The sequence below is a fragment of the Martinezella sp. CNPSo 3890 genome, from assembly GCF_057784455.1.
Map to the genome: position 1 here is coordinate 72,244 of NZ_JBXSOR010000008.1, position 17,320 is coordinate 89,563.

The following is a 17,320-nucleotide window of genomic DNA, read 5'->3' on the forward strand; positions in this document are numbered from 1 at the left end:
TCGGTAAGCCCGTTCACGCGGCAATAAGACGAACATCCAGACGTTGCGGACCGCGCACCGAGAGCCCGCGCTTGTAGGCGGGACTATCATCCAGCAGTTCTATCGCGCGGGTGCGTCGCAGGAGCGTCGAGAAAATGATCTCCATGTCCAGCCGCGCGAGATGATTGCCGAGACAGAAATGCGCGCCGCCGCCGAAGGCCAGATGGCGGTTAGGGGTGCGCTCGACATTGAAAACATCGGGTGAGTCAAATTGCTCCGGATCACGATTGGCCGCGCCATAGAGCAGGCCGATCTTCGTGCCCTTAGGCAGCGGCGTGCCGGCAATCGTCTTTTCTTCCGTCAGGTAGCGATGAAAGAATGGCAGCGGTGACTCGAAGCGGAACATTTCCTGGATGGCAGTCGGCATCACGGCCTGGGTTTCCCGCAGTTTGCTCAGAGCATCGGGATATTGCATCAAAGCATGCATGCCGCTACCCAGCACATCGATGGTCGAGCCATGTCCGGCCATGAGGATCAGCATGCAGGTGGACACGAGTTCGTCTTCGGTCAGCTCGCCGGCAACATGCGCCTCGGTCAGCCGACAGAGAAGATCGTCGCGCGGATTGCGTACACGCTCGGCGATGAGTTCCTTGAGGAGTTCGTAGAATTCCGTCGTCGCGCGTTCGGCGATCGCCTTGCGCTCGGCGCTGCGATCGACATCGAAATACTGCACGACCTCTTCCGACCACTTGCGCAGCTGCCCGGCATATTCCTCGGGCACGCCCAACACGGAGCCGATGATGTGCCCGGGAACCTGCGAGGCGAGATCTTCCACGAAATCGATCGTACCTGCCTGCAGGAGACGGTCGAGCAGGCGGTCGACGAAATCCTGTATCATGCCGCGCTGTCGCGCAACGAGTGCCGGGGTAAATTCACGGAACACTTTGCGGCGCAGCCGGTCATGGATTTCACCATCGGAATCCAGAAGGCTGAATTGCACGAAGCGCGAATGGTTCGGCATGTCGTGCCAATTCTGCCGAACCTTCTGCTCTTGTATCTCCTCCGGGGAAAGAAAGAATTCGAGCGAGCGCACGAGCGTCTTGTCAGCGGCGGCAACGGCCACATCCTGATAGCGCGACAGCAGCCATATGTCGAAATGCTCGTAATAGACGGGACCGGGAGTGGCGCGCAGCTCACGGTAGGCGGCATAGGGATCGTCAGTGAACGCTTGGCTGAGCGGATCGAATGCTGGGGTTGCCGTCGGCATGATCAGGACCTTTGTCCATTCTGGTTTATCACCGTAGAATACAGCGGCAGAGCATGAAAAGACATGGATGCCAACCGCAGCCATATGGATAAAACTCTCATTACCCAATAGGGTTAGGTCGCCATGACCGATAAAGCGACTTCACCAGCAACCCTCCCCCTTGACGACGTCTTCTTTCAGACTCCGGGCAAGTTGTCCCGCGCCTTTCCCTACACGCTTCTCGCCGCCGGACGCCGGATCTGCACGCCAGCGGAAATGCCGATAGCCCACCGCTTCAACCATCACACTTTGATCCTTACTCTCAGCGGAAAAGGCCTGTTGCAGGTCAACGGAGTCTCCAGCCAGCTGCATGAAGGGACGATCGCTTGGCTGGACTCCTCAATGTTGTATTCGCATCGCTGCGAGCCACGCCATGCGCACTGGTCCTATCTATGGGTGGGCTTCGTCGGATACGGGCTCGATACCCTGTTTGACAGCCTTGGCGTGGTCGCCAATCCGGTTTTCGACATGAAGGCTGTGCACAATCTACAAGGCATGTTCGAGGGAATCCTCGGTGAAGTGGAAGGAAGAGGCTTCTTTGCAGAGAGCCAGTGCTTCGCCTTGCTCGCCCAGTTGATCTCTTCATTGGTATCGGGGCGGGCCTACAATAGTGACGTTGGCGGCGCCGTTCAGCGCCTGCAGCGGGTCATGGAGACGGTTCGAGCCGATCTGTCACGCGCCTGGACGGTTGCAGAGCTCGCGCCCGCCGCCAATCTGAGCCAAGCCCAACTGTTCCGACGCTTCCGTCAGAGAACGGGAACGACGCCTATCGACTGGCTGCGGCACGAGCGCGTAAACGCCGCCAAGCGGTTGCTGGTGATAACGGATGAGCAGATCGGCAAGATCGCCGCCAGATGCGGCTACCCCGATCCATTCCACTTTGCCCGTGACTTCAAGAAGCTGGTGGGCGTCACGCCGAGCGAGTTTAGACGGCAGGGCGAAAACGACAGACCACGCCGATCCTGAGGCGATTGAGTGCCTCTCAGCTTACGCTTGAAGAGGTATTTCATGACTGAACCATCTCGATTGGCTTGGGACATATGACGCGATAGAAGTCTGTCGTGCATGCCAGATTATTCGAAATGCATGCCGCGCTTTAGCTGGGGATTAAGAAGTGACGACCGAACAAAGCGTCCTGCGCATTTCCATCATCGTGACATTCGTTCTGGCCATCGCCGGTATCGTCTTCGGCATTCTCTCCGGCTCCTATGCGATCGTCTTTGATGGCGTCTACGCGCTTACCGATGCGAGCATGACGATCGTGGCGCTGATCGTTTCCAATCTGATCATATCCTCCGCGACGAACACGACACCCACCGGCAAATTCGCCAAGCATTTCACCATGGGCTTCTGGCACCTCGAGCCAATGGTGCTTGGCCTCAATGGCGTCCTCCTGGCGGGAGCCGCGGTCTATGCCCTGATCAACGCCATCGGCAGCATCATGGCCGGCGGCCGTCATCTCTCTTTCGATCAAGCCATCATCTACGCGGTGCTGACCATGATCATCGCCTTCCTGATGGCGGCCTATGGCAACCGCGCGAACAAGACGCTCAGATCCAATTTCATCGCACTGGACGCCAAGGCCTGGATCATGACCGGCAGCCTCAGCGGCGCATTGCTCCTCGCCTTCATCTTCGGCTTTTTCATCCAGGGAACGAAGCTGCAGTGGATGTCGCCTTATGTCGATCCGGTCGCTCTGGCTCTCGTCTGCCTCATCGTCATTCCCATGCCGATCGGAACGATCAAGCAGGCATTCGCCGACATCCTGCTCGTGACACCTGCGGATCTTCGGGAGCATGTCGATCGCGTCGCGACCGACATAGTTCGACGCTACAATTTCTTATCCTACCGCTCCTATGTCGCGCGGGTCGGCCGCGGCAAGCAGATCGAACTCTACTTCATCGTTCCACCGGATGGACCGGCGAAGAAGCTGGAGGAATGGGACCATATCCGCGACGAAATCGGTGAAGCGATCGGCGACGAAGGGCCGGACCGCTGGCTGACGATCGCTTTTACGACGGATCCGGAATGGGCGGATTGAGCAGCCGCTACCCCCGCCAATCCTTGAACACTTCGGCGAGAAAATCGACGAAACTGCGCACCTTTCGATCCGACGTAGCGCGTCTTGGAAAGAGTGCGTTGAGCTCGATATCATCGGCTCGCTGCCATTGCGGGAGAACCGCTTCGAGTTCGCCGCGCGCAAAGTGCTGCGCGGCCAGTTGAGGCGATACCAGCGCTATGCCTGCACCGGCAACGGCCTGGCGGATGATGGTGGTTACCTCGTTCGACATCAGGATCGGCTTGACGATGACCTCGGCCACATTGCTGGCTTCGTCGAGCAAGCGCACCGTCGCCAAAGATGTGCCGGCGCCCATCATCATCACGGCATGCTCTCTAAGATCCTGTGGACGTTCCGGTCGGCCGAACCTGTCGAGATAGGCGGGGCTTGCGGCTAGGTGGGCGCGAGACCGACCGAGCGTGCGCACAGAATAGCCGGAATCGGAGAGCGGTCCCGTTCGCAGTGCCACGTCGAAGCCGTGCTCGATGAGGTCGAGGGGATAATTGTCGTAAGTCAGGGCCAGCTGCACCTTTTGATAGTTCTGCCGAAACTCGCCCAGTCTTGGCTCCACGACACTCAGGCCGAGCGTATAGGGCATGAGGACGCGCAGCATACCCTGCGGCTCGATGCGCACCGCGCGTGCTGTCTGGTCCGCCTCCTCCAGGATCTCCTCCGCCCTGATGCAACGCTCGTAATAGTCGCGCCCGGCATCCGTGACCGATACACGCCGGGTCGTGCGATACAACAATTGAACGCCGAGATCGTCCTCGAGCTGTTTTACGCGGCGGCTAAGGCTCGTCAAAGGCAGCCGCAGTTGTGTCGCGGCGGCGGTGAAACTGCCGCGTTCCGCAACGCGCAGAAAAATCCGAATGCTCTCGAGGTCCCTGGACATATTCTACCGTTTTCAGCAACAATATATCCTGAATTTACGCCATTATCCTTATTCGTCCATACCGTTATGGCTGGGCGCATGACCGTGGCACCTCTCAACTCAGCACGACTATTCAGCTCCTTGGCACATGAGCTTGCGTTGCCACCGTGATTGACGCGACCGGCAGTGGGTTTCGCGCTACGAACGACCGCAGCGTCGCTCGTAGCACTCTACATCGCCTTCCTGCTCAATCTCGACGATCCGAAATGGGCGCCGATGACGGTCTGGATCGTTGCTCAATCCAACCGCGGCATGAGCCTTTCAAAAGGCCAATACAGAATTTTGGGCACGATCATCGGGGCCGTTGCCGCGGTGGCCATGGTCGCGCTTTTCATGCAGGCGCCGGAGCTGTTCATTCTGTCGCTCGCTCTATGGCTGGGACTGTGCACGGCGCTCGCCACAGGCTTGCGCAATTTTCGCGCCTACGGTGCCGTGTTGGCAGGATACACCGCGGCTATCGTCGCATTCGATTCCATCGGTTCGCCGCTGGAGGTCTTCGACATTGCGGTGGCACGGGTAATCTACATCGCCCTGGGGATCATGACGGAAGCGGTTTTCACCACCGTCTTCGCGCCTGGCACGCCGCTGCAGGAGACCCAGAACCGCCTGACAACATATCTCCGCCAGGTCTCCGATCTCTGCGCGCGCGCATTGCGCGGCCAGAGCAACACTTCGGGTTTCCAAGGGCTACTGACGGGCGCGTTGGAGCTGGATGCCGCTGCGGAATATGCCGCCGCAAGCTCCCGTTCCGTACGCAGCCGTTTGGGCCATCTACGCGGCGCCGCAGTCGCAATGCTGACCCAGATGGCGATCGCCCAGTCTCTGCGCGAGCATCTCGCGGAGCGACCGGATCTCGATGAACCTCTCGTCGAGAAAGCAGCTATGGCACTCGACGCTATCGGCTCGGCATCACCGGTCGCTCCCAATATCATTGCCGCATTGCGGGCAGATGTTCGGACTGCACTCTCCGAAACTACTGTTGACTCCGATCATGCGATCCCGCCTCGGCTTCTGATCCTGGATCACCTCGACAGGCTGCTTGAAGCCGCCCATGGCGCACTCACGCGCCAGGCCCTGTTTTCGGACGAGAAAGCCCCCTCCTCAAGGCTAAGGCTCTCCTTCCACGTCGATCATCGCGACGCAGTTCAAAACGGTATTCGCACCTTCGTCGCCATCGTCATCGGATCCTGGTTCTGGATCGCAACCGCCTGGCCATCCGGCCCGAGCTTCATTGTCATTCTCGGTGTCATCTGCACCCTGTTTGCCACACGGCCCAATCCGGTAGTCGGCGGAATGGGTTTCCTCAAAGGCGGGCTCGTCGCGGTAATTGCGGCAGCGATCTGCAATTTCGCCATCCTGCCGATGCTGTCGGACTTTACTGAACTGGCCATGGTCATCGGCATCATCATGTTTGCAACCGGGCTTGCCATGCGCAACGTCCGCACTGCCGCCCTGGCAACGAGCTTTGCCTTCCTGTTTCTAGATCTGGTCGGCCCAGATAATACCGGCCGCGCCGATGCGGCTTCTTTCATGAACGGCACCCTAGCGCTGATCCTTGGTGTGGGAGCGGGCGTACTCGTCTTCACGCTGCTCTTTCCATCCGACCTGCCGGCAAAGCGGCAGCGCCTGCAACGCGCCACGCTGCGCGATCTGACGGATATCGGCCGGTCTCCGGCCCATTGGACGAGAGAGCATTGGCTGAGCAGGACGGCCGACCGCCTGGCGGGCCAGGCGGCGGCGAATGCCGGCATTCCCGAGAAACAGGCGGAAGACGACCTAAGGGGAATGCTTGCCGCGCTTGCGATCGGCGAGGCTGCGATCACGCTCGCCGAACTGGCAAGAGAGCACCCTCATCTTGCCAAACCACTGAACGTCGTGCTGCGTCAGCTCGGCCGCGGCGATCCGGCTCGTCTTGCAAAAGTCTCGCGCGCGGCCGCCCAACATCTTTCCTACTGGATCAGCAAGCCCGACATCTCGACCCGCCACACGCTGATCCGTGCTGCGACCCAGCTCGACACGATCGCCTCGGCGGCATTGAACCACGTCGATTACCTTCGCCAAAAGCGAACCGCCTGAAAGCGTCAGGCACTCTCGGTATCCGCTGCCGGGAGCGCCCCAGCCGATATCCGCTTGCGCCGTGCCGAGCCGAGCACAACGCTCTGCACGCGGCGCGTAAGCGGCTTCTCGATACCTCTGAAGAGCGCCAGGGCAAGCAGGGCAGCAGCGAGCGTCGAGAAGCCAGCGAACAAACCAAGCGGCAGAGCCCCTCCGATCACTTTCGCCCAAATGGCTCGCATGGGTCGCAGGATAAAGGGATGGGCGAGGTAGAGGCTATAGGAGGCATCTCCCAAAGCGACACTCCAGAGTACAGGTCTCTTATGAGGCAAAACAGGACCGATTGCGGCCGCAAGAACGAACAGAGCCGCAGGCAAACCGCTTCGCAGGAATTGCGGCAAGGCCGCATCGTTCCAAAGCGTGGAGACATGAACGAAGCCAAGAAGCCCTATGGCCACGAGCCCGAACGCAATACCCTTGCCGATCCTCACGCCGCTGCGGAAAATCAGAGCGACATAGACGCCAAACAGGAACTCCAGAATGATCGGGCTCGTCCAGAATGCTATCTGGACATGGCTGGCGTCAACGAGATTTCCGACGAGCGCCATGCCGACCATGAGCACCGACAGCCAGATGACCCCCACCCTTATCGGCAAAAGGAGCGCCAGTGCGAAGAACACATAGAACAGCATCTCGTAATTCAGAGTCCAGCCAAGCGCGAGCACCGGCCTGATCTCCCCCACGCCACGCCCAGACGGAATGAAGAAATAGGAGGCGAGAACATGGGATATGGAGCCGACGGGAACGACGAGCAGCGAGGGTGCCGCGAGCGCGCCAAGCAGCATGATACTCGTCAAAAGCCAATAAAGGGGGACGACACGAGCGCAACGCCGTAAAAAAAAATGCAGCGGAGCGCCGCCCTTGCCGAACTCCGATGCCGCAGTGTGGGTCATGATGAAGCCGGAAAGAACGAAGAAGATGTCGACGCCGAAACCGAGATTCCAGGCAGAGCCATCGACCGCTGCACGTCCTGTCGCTGCTGCAAGGATCTCTGTTTCGTGCAGAGCATGGGCGATGACCACGGAAGAGGCTGCGAGCGCGCGCAGCACCTGAAGGTTCAAGAGCATATGATCGGATTTGCCGGCGTTGCCGCCCGCATCTCGTCCCTCAGGTATTTCCTTATGAAACCTCACCGGAAAGCTCAGCGAATATTGCCCTGGATCTCCATTTGGTATCCGCGACAATATAACAACTCGTCGCCGCATGCATAAATCGGCAACCCTGCTTTAGATTATAGTTATTCTTCAGTTAATATTTCAGACATTAGGCAGGATAAGCCGTCGCCAGGATGATATGTGCCTGAATTTTAGCAGCAACTTCGCCGCTACCGTGTCTGGCTTCGATTGCGGCGGCGACATAGTCGGTCGCAGCCTCCAGCTTCTCCGCTTCTCTGGCTTCGATTTCGTTACGAAGCAGAGTTCCCTGACAATAAGCGACGGCCGGAAGACGCGGCGAAGATGCCCGGCTTTGCTCGGCCCTCGTTTCAATCACAATTTCGGAGAAACCAGCGTTCTCGAGATCGCCGCGAATCCGATCCACATCGTGATAGCCATGCGGAGTGCGCGCCAGAAAGCGTGGCGGATCGTTGGGAAAAATCCGGGCAAGCGCGTTCGTGACATCATCCGCGAATATGTTCTCTTCGATGCGGTCCCAGACGTTGAAGAGGAAATGTCCACCGGGCTTCAGAACGCGCTTTGCCTCGCGATAGGCCGAGATACGGTCCGGAAAAAACATGGCGCCGAACTGGCAAAAGACGAGATCGAAGGATGCATTTTCGAAGGGCAACGACTGGGCATCCGCCTGCTGCCATGTGATGCGGCTGTCGGGAGCCTGCCGCGAGGCGGCGTAATCGAGCATCGGCTGGTTGAGGTCGGTGACGACGTAGTTTGCACCGGGGGATAATTTCGGCGCCAATGCGCGGGTGACAACGCCGGTGCCTGCAGCGATTTCCAACACTGCGTCGGGCCGCAAGGACGCTGCTCGCTCGGCTATATCTGCCGCGTAAGGCTCGAAAATCAACGGCACCATATGGCGGTCGTAATTTTCCGGAATCGAGCCAGCGAATAGCTTGTCTGCCTCCAACATCGCATCACCCGCTGCGCGCCTGAGAAAGCCCGATACTAGCATATCGCAGCAGACGCGTCATTCAGGTTCTGAAGAGACCCAATCGCGCGGAACCGGTCTATTCAGCCCGCGTCACCGCGCGCAAGCACGTCCAGAAGCTGGCTGGTGTTGTCGATGGAGAATTGCACGCGCTCGCCCGGCCAGACGGATTCCGAATAGGAAATCGGCGTGCCCTTGAGATCGACGTCCACCTTTCTCGACACAGCCACCGGCTGAGACATGGACTGGCAGAGCTGTTTCGCCTCTTCGCTTGTCGGCAGACGGACGACGATATCCGTGCGCAGGCGGATATAGTCGGGGATACCGTATTCGGCCAGAATGACGGTGACGCTTCGCCCGCTGCGCCGCGCCTCGTCGAAACCTGGAAAACGGCGCACCGGATAGTAAGCATGCGAATAGTTGATCGGCTCCTCGTCGGCAAAGCCGCGGCGGACAATATGATAAACCGGCTCACCAAGTGGAAGCCGCAAAGCCTCTGCGATCAATTCCGAAGCCGGGACAACCTCCTCATGAATGGCCTGACCGAGCGGTTCTCTGCCTTGATCGAGCAGGTTCTGGGAAAAGCGCGTGCGTTCGGACAGGCGATAATCGAGTCGACTATCCCTGACGAAGGTTCCGCGCCCCTGCTCGACCAGCACGAGCCCCCGGCTTTCGAGACGGGAAATGGCGCGCCGTATGGTGTGCCGTCCGACGCCGAAACGTTCCATCAGGTCGGATTCCGTCGGAAGCTGCGCCTTTGGTGACAGGCGACCGGTCAGGATATCCTCCGCAATATCGCTCTCGACCTGTTGCCATTGCCCGTGCAGCAATTTCTTCTCCATGCCTGCCTTCCGAATTCAACCATGTCATTCGAATGTCATATATCGGCTACAGCATCGATTTTCAATCTGTGCCCGATATCGGAAATCCAACAAACAGCAGCCAAAGTCAATTTTGCCCTCGAGCTTTAGCTCTTAGCCACGCTTTCCTTCATATGGGTGTCACTCGCCATCGTTAGGTAAATATCCGAATGTTTTATTAATCATTCGGATATTGAGGATAAGATGGTAAGACTTGATCGTCGTCAATTTATCGCGGGCACGACCGCAGTCATCGGCACATCGATCGCTTTGACCGGCAAGGCCCGGTCCGCCGACGCGGCTATCGAGATTTCGAGCACCTGGGGTTCCGACAAGCCGTTCCAGAAGGTTGTCGACGCTTTCAATGCCAAGCAGCTCGGCATAACCGTTACCAACCGTTTCGACGGCGACTACGAGGCCGTGACCGCCAAGGCGGTCGCGAGCGTCGCCGCTGGCCGTCCGCCGGCCATGATGATCACCGGCTGGAAGTTCGGCTATTTCGCCAAGCGCACGCTCGGCGCCCGCGACCTTCGCGAGATCAATTCCGCAAAGGCAGAGGCAATCCTCGCCAATTTCCGCCCGTCGGTCCTACCACTGGTCACCATCGACGGCGCCGTCATCGGTCTTCCCTGGGCGATGTCAACGCCGATAACCTATATCAACAGCGACATGTGGAAGGCTGCCGGCCTCGATCCCAATCTACCGGAAACACCGGATACCAAGTGGCTCTACGAAAGCGCCCGCAAGCTTGATGCGGCCCTGAAAGGCAAGCATCCGACCTATCGCTCGCCGATCTCCCTCTCCAACAACGAATGGACGAGCCAGTCCTTCATCCAGAATGCCGGCGGCTTCATCATCGATCCCGACGGCAAGTTAGCCCTAAACAGCGCGGAAGCCATCGCCGGCATGACCGAATATTGCGCCCCGGCCCATGAAGGGCTTTGGCTGCCCGTCAGCGACAAGGAGCAGACGGCCGCGTTCCAGTCCGGCGCACTTGCGATTTGCACGACCAGCTCGACCGCCGCCGTCACCTTCCCCTTCGGTGCGGCAAAGGCTGTCACGGCCAAATTCCCGGGGCTTCCGGGACATCAGCGCAAGATGAACAGCGGCGGCAATTTCCTTGCCATTTACACGCGCAACAAGGAACAGGCGGAGGCCGCTCTAGCCTTCCTCGAATTCTGCGCATCGAAGGAAGGCCAGACGCTTTGGTCTCAGACCGGCTACCTCAACACGTCGACGCACGACATTCCGCTCATCAACGAGTTCATGAAGCCGGCGGCGGCTCAGCTCGGCGATGGCCTGACCGCAGAGACGATCTGGCCCGGCAAGCGCGGCCTCGAAGGACAGGCCGTGTGGCGCAAGTGGGTCTCGCGTATGCTGCTCAAGGAAACGACGGTTGCCGACGGTATCAAGGGCGCTCATGACGAGCTTGCTGGGCTGATTTCGGCATAGGTTCGCATCATGCCATTTCGTCTTCGATCGCTGGCCCCCTACCTCTTCGTGGGGCCAGCCGTTTTTTCCGTGGCGATATTCCTCTATGGCCCGCTGATAGCGTCGATGTTGTTATCGGTGGTCGACTGGAATCTGCTGTCGGCAGACATCCGCTTTGTCGGCGTCGATAACTACGCGTCCATCTTCGACAATCCAGATTTCCGCATGGCGGCCTGGAATACGCTGCTTTACTGTGTCGTCCTCATCCCGGCCGAGATCGTCATCCCACTGATCTTCGCGCTCATGCTGCATTCGGTGCGCAAGAATCCGCTGCAAGGGCTTTATCGTGGCAGCCTGTTCCTGCCGACGATTGTCGCCTATTCGGTGGCAGGCGTTGCCTGGTCCTGGCTTTTCAATCCGGTCAACGGTCTCTTCAACGAGGTGCTCGGCCATTTCGGCGTTTCGCCATCGCGCTGGCATACGGATCCGAACCTTGCGCTCCTCTGTGTCAGCCTCGTCACCTTCTGGAAGACCTTCGGCCTCAACATGCTTTTGTGGCTGGCAGCGCTCGCGAACCTGCCGCATCAGCTGCGTGAGGCGTCTGAGCTCGACGGTGCAGGTTCGACGCGGCATTTCTTCGACATAAGCCTGCCGCTGATGACGCCGACGGCCTTTTTCATCAGTGTCACGACCTTCTTCCATGTGCTTGACGACATTGTCGGCGTCATCGATGTGCTGACCCATGGCGGACCGGCGGGCAGAAGCTCGAGCCTTCTCTATTTCCTGTGGCAGCAGGGTCTGTTGTTCTTCCAGTTCGGGCCGGCAAGCGCCGTTGCCGTCATCATCATCGTTCTCGTGCTCGCCATCACCTGGCTCCAGTTCCGTGTCAGCGAGAAGCGGGTGCACTACAGATGAGCGATATCGGTCACAAGCTTCACAGATTGCTGCTCCATGTCGTGCTCATGGCAATCTGCATCGTCACCGTGTTTCCGCTCGTCTGGATGGTGACGGCGGCCTTCACGCCAAACGACATGATCATGGCGAGAGCCGTGCGTTTCTGGCCGGAAAATCCGACGCTTTCGAATTTCGCCATCGCCGCAAGCCGTCATCCGATCTGGATGTGGCTTTGGAATTCCATGCTGACCGCCACCCTGATCACCGCCGGAAAGCTCGCTCTCTCCGTGCCTGCCGGCTTTGCCTTCGGGCGACTCGAATTCAAGGGGAGGCAGCCGCTGTTCTGGTTCGTTATCGCCACCATGTCCTTTCCAAACGTGCTGGCGATCATTCCGACCTATATCGCCGTGGTGAAGCTCCAGGCCTTCAACACCTATGGCGCGATGATCATCCCATCGATCCCCTATATCGGCTTCTATGTCTTCTACATGCGGCAGGCTTTCCGGTCGCTTCCCGCTTCGATATTCGAGGCGGCACGCATGGATGGAAGCGGATTGTGGCGGCAATTCATCGAGATCGGCATCCCCAATGTCATTCCAGCAATATCCGCCCTTTCGGTGATTTCCTTCATGGGGGCCTGGAACATCTATCTCTGGGGTCAGCTCGTACTCGATGATGCCTCCAAGAAGACGCTGACGACGGGTATTGCCGCCTTCGCCGATTTGGAGGGCGCCGAGCGGGCCTGGGGACCACTGATGGCAACAAGCCTGTTGTCGATCGTCCCCGTTCTCTTGATCTTCCTGCTGGCGCAGCGTTTCATCGTCGATGCGCTGGCACCAGGCATTGATGACAGATAGGCGGATGCATGCCCCGCGTAATCGTAATCGGATCGGTAAACCACGATCGCATATGGCAGCTGGATGCACCGCTGGTTCCGGGCGGACGCATACAATTTTCGTCCCGGACGACCCGCCTCGGCGGCGGCGCCTTTTATACCGGCCTGCAATTGCTGGAATTGGGAGCGGACGTCGCGATCGTTTCGAGGCTGATGCAGGACGAACAAGGGCAAACCGCATTGCGATCCCTTTCCTCGAGCGGCTTCCATACCGAATACATCATGATGGCACCCGGAAAGACGGCACCGCTGGAAATTTTCCTTGAGCCGAGTGGAGAGCGGACGATCCTCGCACCGACCGGGCGATCTCAGCCGCTGACGGCAGCCGGTAAATTGTCGGGTGCAGGCGTCTATATCAACGCGCTCGCGCTCGACGAAAGCCTCGTCGAACAGATCAGCGCGCAGCCGCTCGTCCTCTCGCAATTTCCGCTGCGGCCGGCAACGCCGCGACCGGCAGACTATGTCATCTCCTCGCGCGACGATATTCCGGATGATCTCAATATCGCCTGGCAGAGGGCCGGCCAAATCGCCGGTTCGCGCCTGAAGATGCTCGTGCTCACCGACGGCACGCGCCCGATTACGCTGTTTGACGGCTTGCAGGCGCTAGAAGTCGAACCGGCTACAAAGGTCGACACGACCGATACCATTGGTGCCGGCGACCGTTTCGCCGGTTCTTTTCTATTCGCCTTGCTGCAGGGGCAGGCACCGGCGGCCGCTGCACGGGAAGCAAGCCGCATCACGGCGGAATGGCTGCGCCGGCGCAGCGCCTAGGGAATTCGCGGCACCCCGAAAATCTCTTCGAGCAAGGCAAAATGCCATAGACAATTCATTCGAATGACTATAGTAATCATTCGAATATTTTGGAGCCCCATTCCCCGAACAAATCCTGATGCCCGAGGAAAAGATGATGACTGAGGAGAAGACTGGTAACCCGGTCAACGCATCCTATACGCATGCGCAGGCACTGGACATTCTCGCCGCAAGCCGCCCGGCGCACATCAAGGCTGCGGCCGAAAAGGTGCTCGACACCCTCGGCGAGGTCGATGTCGTCGTGAATCGTACCGGTCTTGCCATGCTGCCGCTGATCGATACCGTTCGCAGCACCGCCTTCCATCTCGGCGAAGTTCTGGTGTCCGAAGCGTATATCCGCGTGCCGGATCGCGCCGTGGAAGGCTATGGCGCCGTGGTCGGCCGGGATCTCGAACACGCCATGGGAATGGCTGTGATCGATGCCGCGATCGCTGCCAATCATCAGGCCGCTCTCATCCTTGAGCTCCTGAATGCCGAACGACGCCATCAGGAAGAGGAAGACCGGCAGCTCCTGCAAAAAGTCGAGGCGACCCGCGTGCAGATGGAGACATTCTGACCATGGCCAACAATCTCCTGCCCACCCTCGACGATACCCGCACCAACGCCACCTTCGAAGAACTCATGTGGGCGCTGAGCCGACCCGGTCAGCCGCGTGAACTACCCACTGAAGGCTTCTGGCCGCTTGCCGAAAGCCTGCTCGATCGCGAATGCAGCTTCCATGTGACAAGCGATCCGTTGCTGGACTTAAAGATGACCGCAACCGGTGCGAGACGAATGCCGCTTGCCGATGCGGATTATGTCTTTACTGCTATCGGCTCCTCCGAAGCTGTCGAAGCCTTGTCGACATTGCGCATCGGCAGCCTACTGTATCCCGATGACGCCGCAACGCTGTTTGCCCCCGCGCAATTTGGCTCCGGACAGCGACTGCGTCTCACCGGCCCCGGCATCAAGGACAGCGTGACGATCGAGATCGACGGTATCGATCCCGCCTTCTGGCACATGCGTGCCAAAGCAATCCGTTACCCGCTCGGCTGGGATCTCTATCTCGTCGACGGCAAACGCATGCTTGGTGTTCCGCGTTCCACGACAATCGAGGTGCTCTGATGGCCTATGTAGCAACCCGCGGCGGCGAATACGCCATCGAACAGGCGGAACGGCTTTTCCGCGCCGATCTCGGCCCGATCACGCGCGAGCGCGTCGAGGCGGTTCGAAACGGCCTTCCCTATCTCATCGACCGGCTGATGGGCGAAGCCTCGCTTTATGAGCCAGACCTTGCGGCGCTGGCGCTCGCCCAGGCCGGCGGCGATCTCTGCGAAGCGATCCTGCTGCTACGCGCCTACCGCACGACGCAGCCGCGCATCGCCGTCGCCGAACCCGTCAATCAGCCGGATCTTCTGACGGTACGCCGCATCTCAGCCGCCTTCAAGGATATTCCAGGCGGCCAGATATTGGGGCCGACGCTGGACTACTCCCACCGCCTGCTTCAGGTCGACGTGTTGCAGGGCAATGATTATGTCCCGGAACCGGTGATCCCGGCTGCCAAGCCGGCGCCGGCGACGCAACCGTCGCTCACCAGCTGGCAGAAAGCGCAAGGGCTTATTCCGGACCATCCGGTCGAAACCGTCGCGCCTGAGGAAATCCCCGATCTGACGCGCGAGCCGCTGCTGTTCCCGGCAGCGCGCGCCCACAAACTCCAGAGCTTGGCCCGCGCCGACACCGGCGGCACGCTGGCGCTCGGCTATGCCACCATGCGCGGCTACAGCGCTGTGCATCCGACCGTCAACGAGCTGCGTCTGACCTATGCGCCAGTTCGCCTGCGCCATCCCTCGGGTACAATCTTCAGCGCCGGCCGCGTTCGTGTGAGCCAGACCGAAGTCATTTCCAAGGCGAAGGAATTGCAGCTGGGCTTTTCGGCGACCTTTGGCTGGAACGAGGTAAAGGTGATCGCGGCGGCAACGCTCGACCTTGCCTCCAACCAGCCCGACCCGCACCCGGCTGCCAATGAGGAATTCGTACTCTATCACACCGAGCCGGTCGAAAGCTCCGGCTTCTGCATTCACTTCAAGCTTCCGCATTACGTCACGTTCCAATCGACCCTCGACGCGCTGCGCCGCGTCAAGACGGACAAGGACGCTGCCGCCGCAAAACCAGCCGTGACAGAAAAGCTCGCCCCGCAACAGGAGGAGGCTGCGCTATGAAACTTCAGGAATTGACCAAGCCCTGGATGGCCTTCAATTACGGTTTCCTCGATGAATCCGCCAAGCGCGAAATGCGCCGCCGCATCCTGAAGGCGATTGCCGTTCCCGGCTACCAGGTGCCCTATGCGAGCCGCGAAGTGCCGATCGCCCGCGGCTGGGGAACCGGCGGACTGCAGGTGACGCTGACGCTGCTCAAGCCCACATCCGTCGTCAAAGTTATCGACCAGGGATCAGACGATTCAGTGAATGCGAGCAGCATCCGCAAGTTCGTGGCGCGGGTCGGTGGTGCCGTCGAGACGGAAGACACGATGGCCGCAACCATCATCCAGTCCCGCCACCGCATTCCGGAGGAAAAGCTGCGCGAGGATCAGGTCCTGGTGCTGCAGGTTCCGAACCCGGAACCACTGCGCCCCGTTCAGCCGGATATGTCCGTCGCCCGCGAAATGCATGGCGATGCCGATTATGGGCAGCTGTGGCTGGTGCTCTACGAACAGCTCGTCAAATCGGGACGGATCATGCAAGGGTCCAGCTATCCAAGCATGGTCAACGGCCGGCATGTGATGACGCCATCGCCGATCCCGCGCTGGGACGTGCCCAAGCTCAATCAGGCCGACCACCTGACAATCCTGTCCGCCGGCCGGGAGAAGCGCATTTTCGCCGTGCCGCCCTATACGCGCGTCGAGCCGCTCGTTTTCGATGACGTGCCGTACCGCGTCGAAGATCACCAGGACAAGACTTGCTACCGCAGCAATGTCACCGGCTTCTTCATGAACGAGCTTCCGCAGGAAGACGGTTCCTCGCAATACGAACTGTCCGACAGCCATTTCGGCGTGAAGCATATCCGCAAATCCGAAGCGGAAGCGGTCGAGATCGGCGAGACCTGGTACAAGAATGGAAGGATGGACTGATGGCCGCGCTTGACCCCACTCAAACGGCAGAGCTGACCCGCCAGCCGCCGCGGCTGATGCTGGCCGAGCCTATCCTGACCATGCGCGGCATTGCGCGCAGCTATGGCGACGTCACCGCGCTCGGCGGCGTCGATGTGACTGTTTATCCGGGCGAAGTGCTCGGCATTGTCGGCGAATCCGGCTCCGGCAAGTCGACGCTTCTGAGGATGATGAACCTTGAGGATACGCCCGACACAGGCACCTATAATCTTGCTCTTCCCGGGCACGAGAGCCGCGACCTCTTTACGCTCGACCGCTTCGAGCGGCGAATGCTGCGGGCGCATCACATCGGCATCGTCTATCAGAACCCGCATCTCGGCTTGCTGATGAACCACACGAGCAGCGGCAACGTCGCCGAACGCCTGCTGATTTCAGGCAATCGCAATTTTGCCGAGCTGCGCGAACGGGCGCGCCAATCGCTCGACGCGTCGGAATTTCCGATCGAGCGCATGGATGCCCGACCGAACGAGCTTTCCGGCGGCATGCAGCAGCGCGTACAGCTCGCCAAGGCAATCGCGCTCGAGCCGGCCGTCCTGCTGCTCGACGAGCCGACGACCGGCCTCGACGTCAGCGTTCAGGCGCTGGTCCTCGATACGCTGAAGCGGTTGCAGCGCGAGCGTTCGATCACCATGGTTCTGGTCTCGCACGATCTCGGCGTCATACGCACGATGGCAGACCGGGTTATGGTCATGCGACGCGGCAAGGTTGTGGAACAGGGTCTGGCCGACCAGATCTTTCAGGATCCGCAGCACGCCTATACGCAGCAGCTCGTTCACGCCAAGCTTTGAGGAA

The 17,320-nt window shown here is 59.7% G+C and carries 17 protein-coding genes; 12 read left to right on the forward strand and 5 right to left on the reverse strand.

The annotated features are described in order from the left end of the window. Positions 1-13: 13 nt before the first annotated feature. The gene (locus tag AC13RC_RS19340) at positions 14-1,246 is read right to left on the reverse strand and encodes a cytochrome P450 (RefSeq protein ID WP_488558135.1); all 1,233 of its coding nucleotides are present in this window, start codon (positions 1,244-1,246) and stop codon (positions 14-16) included. Positions 1,247-1,369: 123 nt separating this feature from the next. Between AC13RC_RS19340 and AC13RC_RS19345 the strand changes: the two genes are divergently transcribed. After that, positions 1,370-2,251, forward strand: a complete 882-nt coding sequence (locus tag AC13RC_RS19345) for a helix-turn-helix transcriptional regulator (RefSeq protein ID WP_488558136.1) — start codon at positions 1,370-1,372, stop codon at positions 2,249-2,251. Positions 2,252-2,399: 148 nt separating this feature from the next. Beyond that, positions 2,400-3,326, forward strand: a complete 927-nt coding sequence (locus tag AC13RC_RS19350) for a cation diffusion facilitator family transporter (protein ID WP_488558137.1) — start codon at positions 2,400-2,402, stop codon at positions 3,324-3,326. A gap of 7 nt (positions 3,327-3,333) precedes the next feature. Here AC13RC_RS19350 and AC13RC_RS19355 read toward each other — a convergent pair whose 3' ends face one another. Then, the gene (locus tag AC13RC_RS19355; protein ID WP_488558138.1) at positions 3,334-4,236 is read right to left on the reverse strand and encodes a LysR family transcriptional regulator; all 903 of its coding nucleotides are present in this window, start codon (positions 4,234-4,236) and stop codon (positions 3,334-3,336) included. 165 nt (positions 4,237-4,401) lie between these two features. Here AC13RC_RS19355 and AC13RC_RS19360 point away from each other — a divergent pair, with 165 nt between their 5' ends. Beyond that, positions 4,402-6,351: an FUSC family protein gene (locus AC13RC_RS19360; protein WP_488558139.1), complete on the forward strand. Its 1,950-nt coding sequence runs from the start codon at positions 4,402-4,404 to the stop codon at positions 6,349-6,351. Positions 6,352-6,356: 5 nt separating this feature from the next. Here AC13RC_RS19360 and AC13RC_RS19365 read toward each other — a convergent pair whose 3' ends face one another. The 3 genes from AC13RC_RS19365 to phnF all read right to left on the reverse strand — a co-directional run bounded on the left by AC13RC_RS19365 (position 6,357) and on the right by phnF (position 9,335). Then, entirely contained in the window at positions 6,357-7,523 is a 1,167-nt protein-coding gene (locus AC13RC_RS19365) for an acyltransferase family protein (RefSeq protein ID WP_488558140.1), read from the reverse strand. Positions 7,524-7,653: 130 nt separating this feature from the next. Continuing rightward, positions 7,654-8,475, reverse strand: coding sequence for a class I SAM-dependent methyltransferase (locus tag AC13RC_RS19370; protein WP_488558141.1), 822 nt, complete (start codon positions 8,473-8,475; stop codon positions 7,654-7,656). A 101-nt stretch (positions 8,476-8,576) separates the two neighbouring features. Then, the gene (phnF, locus tag AC13RC_RS19375; RefSeq protein WP_069610056.1) at positions 8,577-9,335 is read right to left on the reverse strand and encodes a phosphonate metabolism transcriptional regulator PhnF; all 759 of its coding nucleotides are present in this window, start codon (positions 9,333-9,335) and stop codon (positions 8,577-8,579) included. A gap of 222 nt (positions 9,336-9,557) precedes the next feature. Between phnF and AC13RC_RS19380 the strand changes: the two genes are divergently transcribed. The 9 genes from AC13RC_RS19380 (at position 9,558) to AC13RC_RS19420 (ending at position 17,316) form a co-directional block, all read left to right on the forward strand. Further along, the gene (locus AC13RC_RS19380) at positions 9,558-10,805 is read left to right on the forward strand and encodes an extracellular solute-binding protein (RefSeq protein WP_488558142.1); all 1,248 of its coding nucleotides are present in this window, start codon (positions 9,558-9,560) and stop codon (positions 10,803-10,805) included. Between the two features lie 9 nt (positions 10,806-10,814). Further along, on the forward strand, positions 10,815-11,699 hold the full coding sequence (locus tag AC13RC_RS19385) for a carbohydrate ABC transporter permease (protein WP_488558143.1): 885 nt from the start codon (positions 10,815-10,817) through the stop codon (positions 11,697-11,699). Further along, positions 11,696-12,535 carry a carbohydrate ABC transporter permease gene (locus tag AC13RC_RS19390; RefSeq protein ID WP_246661738.1) on the forward strand — a complete coding sequence of 280 codons (840 nt, stop codon included), beginning with the start codon at positions 11,696-11,698 and terminating at the stop codon, positions 12,533-12,535. The genes AC13RC_RS19385 and AC13RC_RS19390 overlap by 4 nt, the downstream gene beginning before the upstream one ends. 8 nt (positions 12,536-12,543) lie before the next feature. Beyond that, a complete protein-coding gene (locus AC13RC_RS19395; protein WP_488558144.1) occupies positions 12,544-13,344 on the forward strand; it encodes a PfkB family carbohydrate kinase in 801 nt (266 codons plus the stop codon). A gap of 133 nt (positions 13,345-13,477) precedes the next feature. Next, complete coding sequence (locus AC13RC_RS19400) at positions 13,478-13,939, forward strand: phosphonate C-P lyase system protein PhnG (protein WP_488558145.1); 462 nt, start codon at positions 13,478-13,480, stop codon at positions 13,937-13,939. 2 nt (positions 13,940-13,941) lie between these two features. Beyond that, the gene (gene phnH / locus AC13RC_RS19405; RefSeq protein WP_152093026.1) at positions 13,942-14,487 is read left to right on the forward strand and encodes a phosphonate C-P lyase system protein PhnH; all 546 of its coding nucleotides are present in this window, start codon (positions 13,942-13,944) and stop codon (positions 14,485-14,487) included. Continuing rightward, the gene (locus AC13RC_RS19410) at positions 14,487-15,581 is read left to right on the forward strand and encodes a carbon-phosphorus lyase complex subunit PhnI (RefSeq protein ID WP_488558146.1); all 1,095 of its coding nucleotides are present in this window, start codon (positions 14,487-14,489) and stop codon (positions 15,579-15,581) included. The genes phnH and AC13RC_RS19410 overlap by 1 nt, the downstream gene beginning before the upstream one ends. Beyond that, on the forward strand, positions 15,578-16,489 hold the full coding sequence (locus AC13RC_RS19415) for an alpha-D-ribose 1-methylphosphonate 5-phosphate C-P-lyase PhnJ (RefSeq protein ID WP_113329363.1): 912 nt from the start codon (positions 15,578-15,580) through the stop codon (positions 16,487-16,489). Before AC13RC_RS19410 ends, AC13RC_RS19415 begins: the two co-directional genes overlap by 4 nt. Next, positions 16,489-17,316, forward strand: a complete 828-nt coding sequence (locus AC13RC_RS19420; RefSeq protein WP_488558147.1) for an ATP-binding cassette domain-containing protein — start codon at positions 16,489-16,491, stop codon at positions 17,314-17,316. Before AC13RC_RS19415 ends, AC13RC_RS19420 begins: the two co-directional genes overlap by 1 nt. Positions 17,317-17,320 lie beyond the last annotated feature (4 nt).

Coding starts and splice junctions, on each gene's coding strand:
- AC13RC_RS19340 (WP_488558135.1), bottom strand. CDS start 1,246: ATGCCGACGGCAACCCCAGCATTCGATCCGCTCAGCCAAGCGTTCACT.
- AC13RC_RS19345 (WP_488558136.1), top strand. CDS start 1,370: ATGACCGATAAAGCGACTTCACCAGCAACCCTCCCCCTTGACGACGTC.
- AC13RC_RS19355 (WP_488558138.1), bottom strand. CDS start 4,236: ATGTCCAGGGACCTCGAGAGCATTCGGATTTTTCTGCGCGTTGCGGAA.
- AC13RC_RS19370 (WP_488558141.1), bottom strand. CDS start 8,475: ATGTTGGAGGCAGACAAGCTATTCGCTGGCTCGATTCCGGAAAATTAC.
- phnF (WP_069610056.1), bottom strand. CDS start 9,335: ATGGAGAAGAAATTGCTGCACGGGCAATGGCAACAGGTCGAGAGCGAT.
- AC13RC_RS19380 (WP_488558142.1), top strand. CDS start 9,558: ATGGTAAGACTTGATCGTCGTCAATTTATCGCGGGCACGACCGCAGTC.
- AC13RC_RS19385 (WP_488558143.1), top strand. CDS start 10,815: ATGCCATTTCGTCTTCGATCGCTGGCCCCCTACCTCTTCGTGGGGCCA.
- AC13RC_RS19390 (WP_246661738.1), top strand. CDS start 11,696: ATGAGCGATATCGGTCACAAGCTTCACAGATTGCTGCTCCATGTCGTG.
- AC13RC_RS19395 (WP_488558144.1), top strand. CDS start 12,544: ATGCCCCGCGTAATCGTAATCGGATCGGTAAACCACGATCGCATATGG.
- AC13RC_RS19400 (WP_488558145.1), top strand. CDS start 13,478: ATGATGACTGAGGAGAAGACTGGTAACCCGGTCAACGCATCCTATACG.
- phnH (WP_152093026.1), top strand. CDS start 13,942: ATGGCCAACAATCTCCTGCCCACCCTCGACGATACCCGCACCAACGCC.
- AC13RC_RS19410 (WP_488558146.1), top strand. CDS start 14,487: ATGGCCTATGTAGCAACCCGCGGCGGCGAATACGCCATCGAACAGGCG.
- AC13RC_RS19415 (WP_113329363.1), top strand. CDS start 15,578: ATGAAACTTCAGGAATTGACCAAGCCCTGGATGGCCTTCAATTACGGT.
- AC13RC_RS19420 (WP_488558147.1), top strand. CDS start 16,489: ATGGCCGCGCTTGACCCCACTCAAACGGCAGAGCTGACCCGCCAGCCG.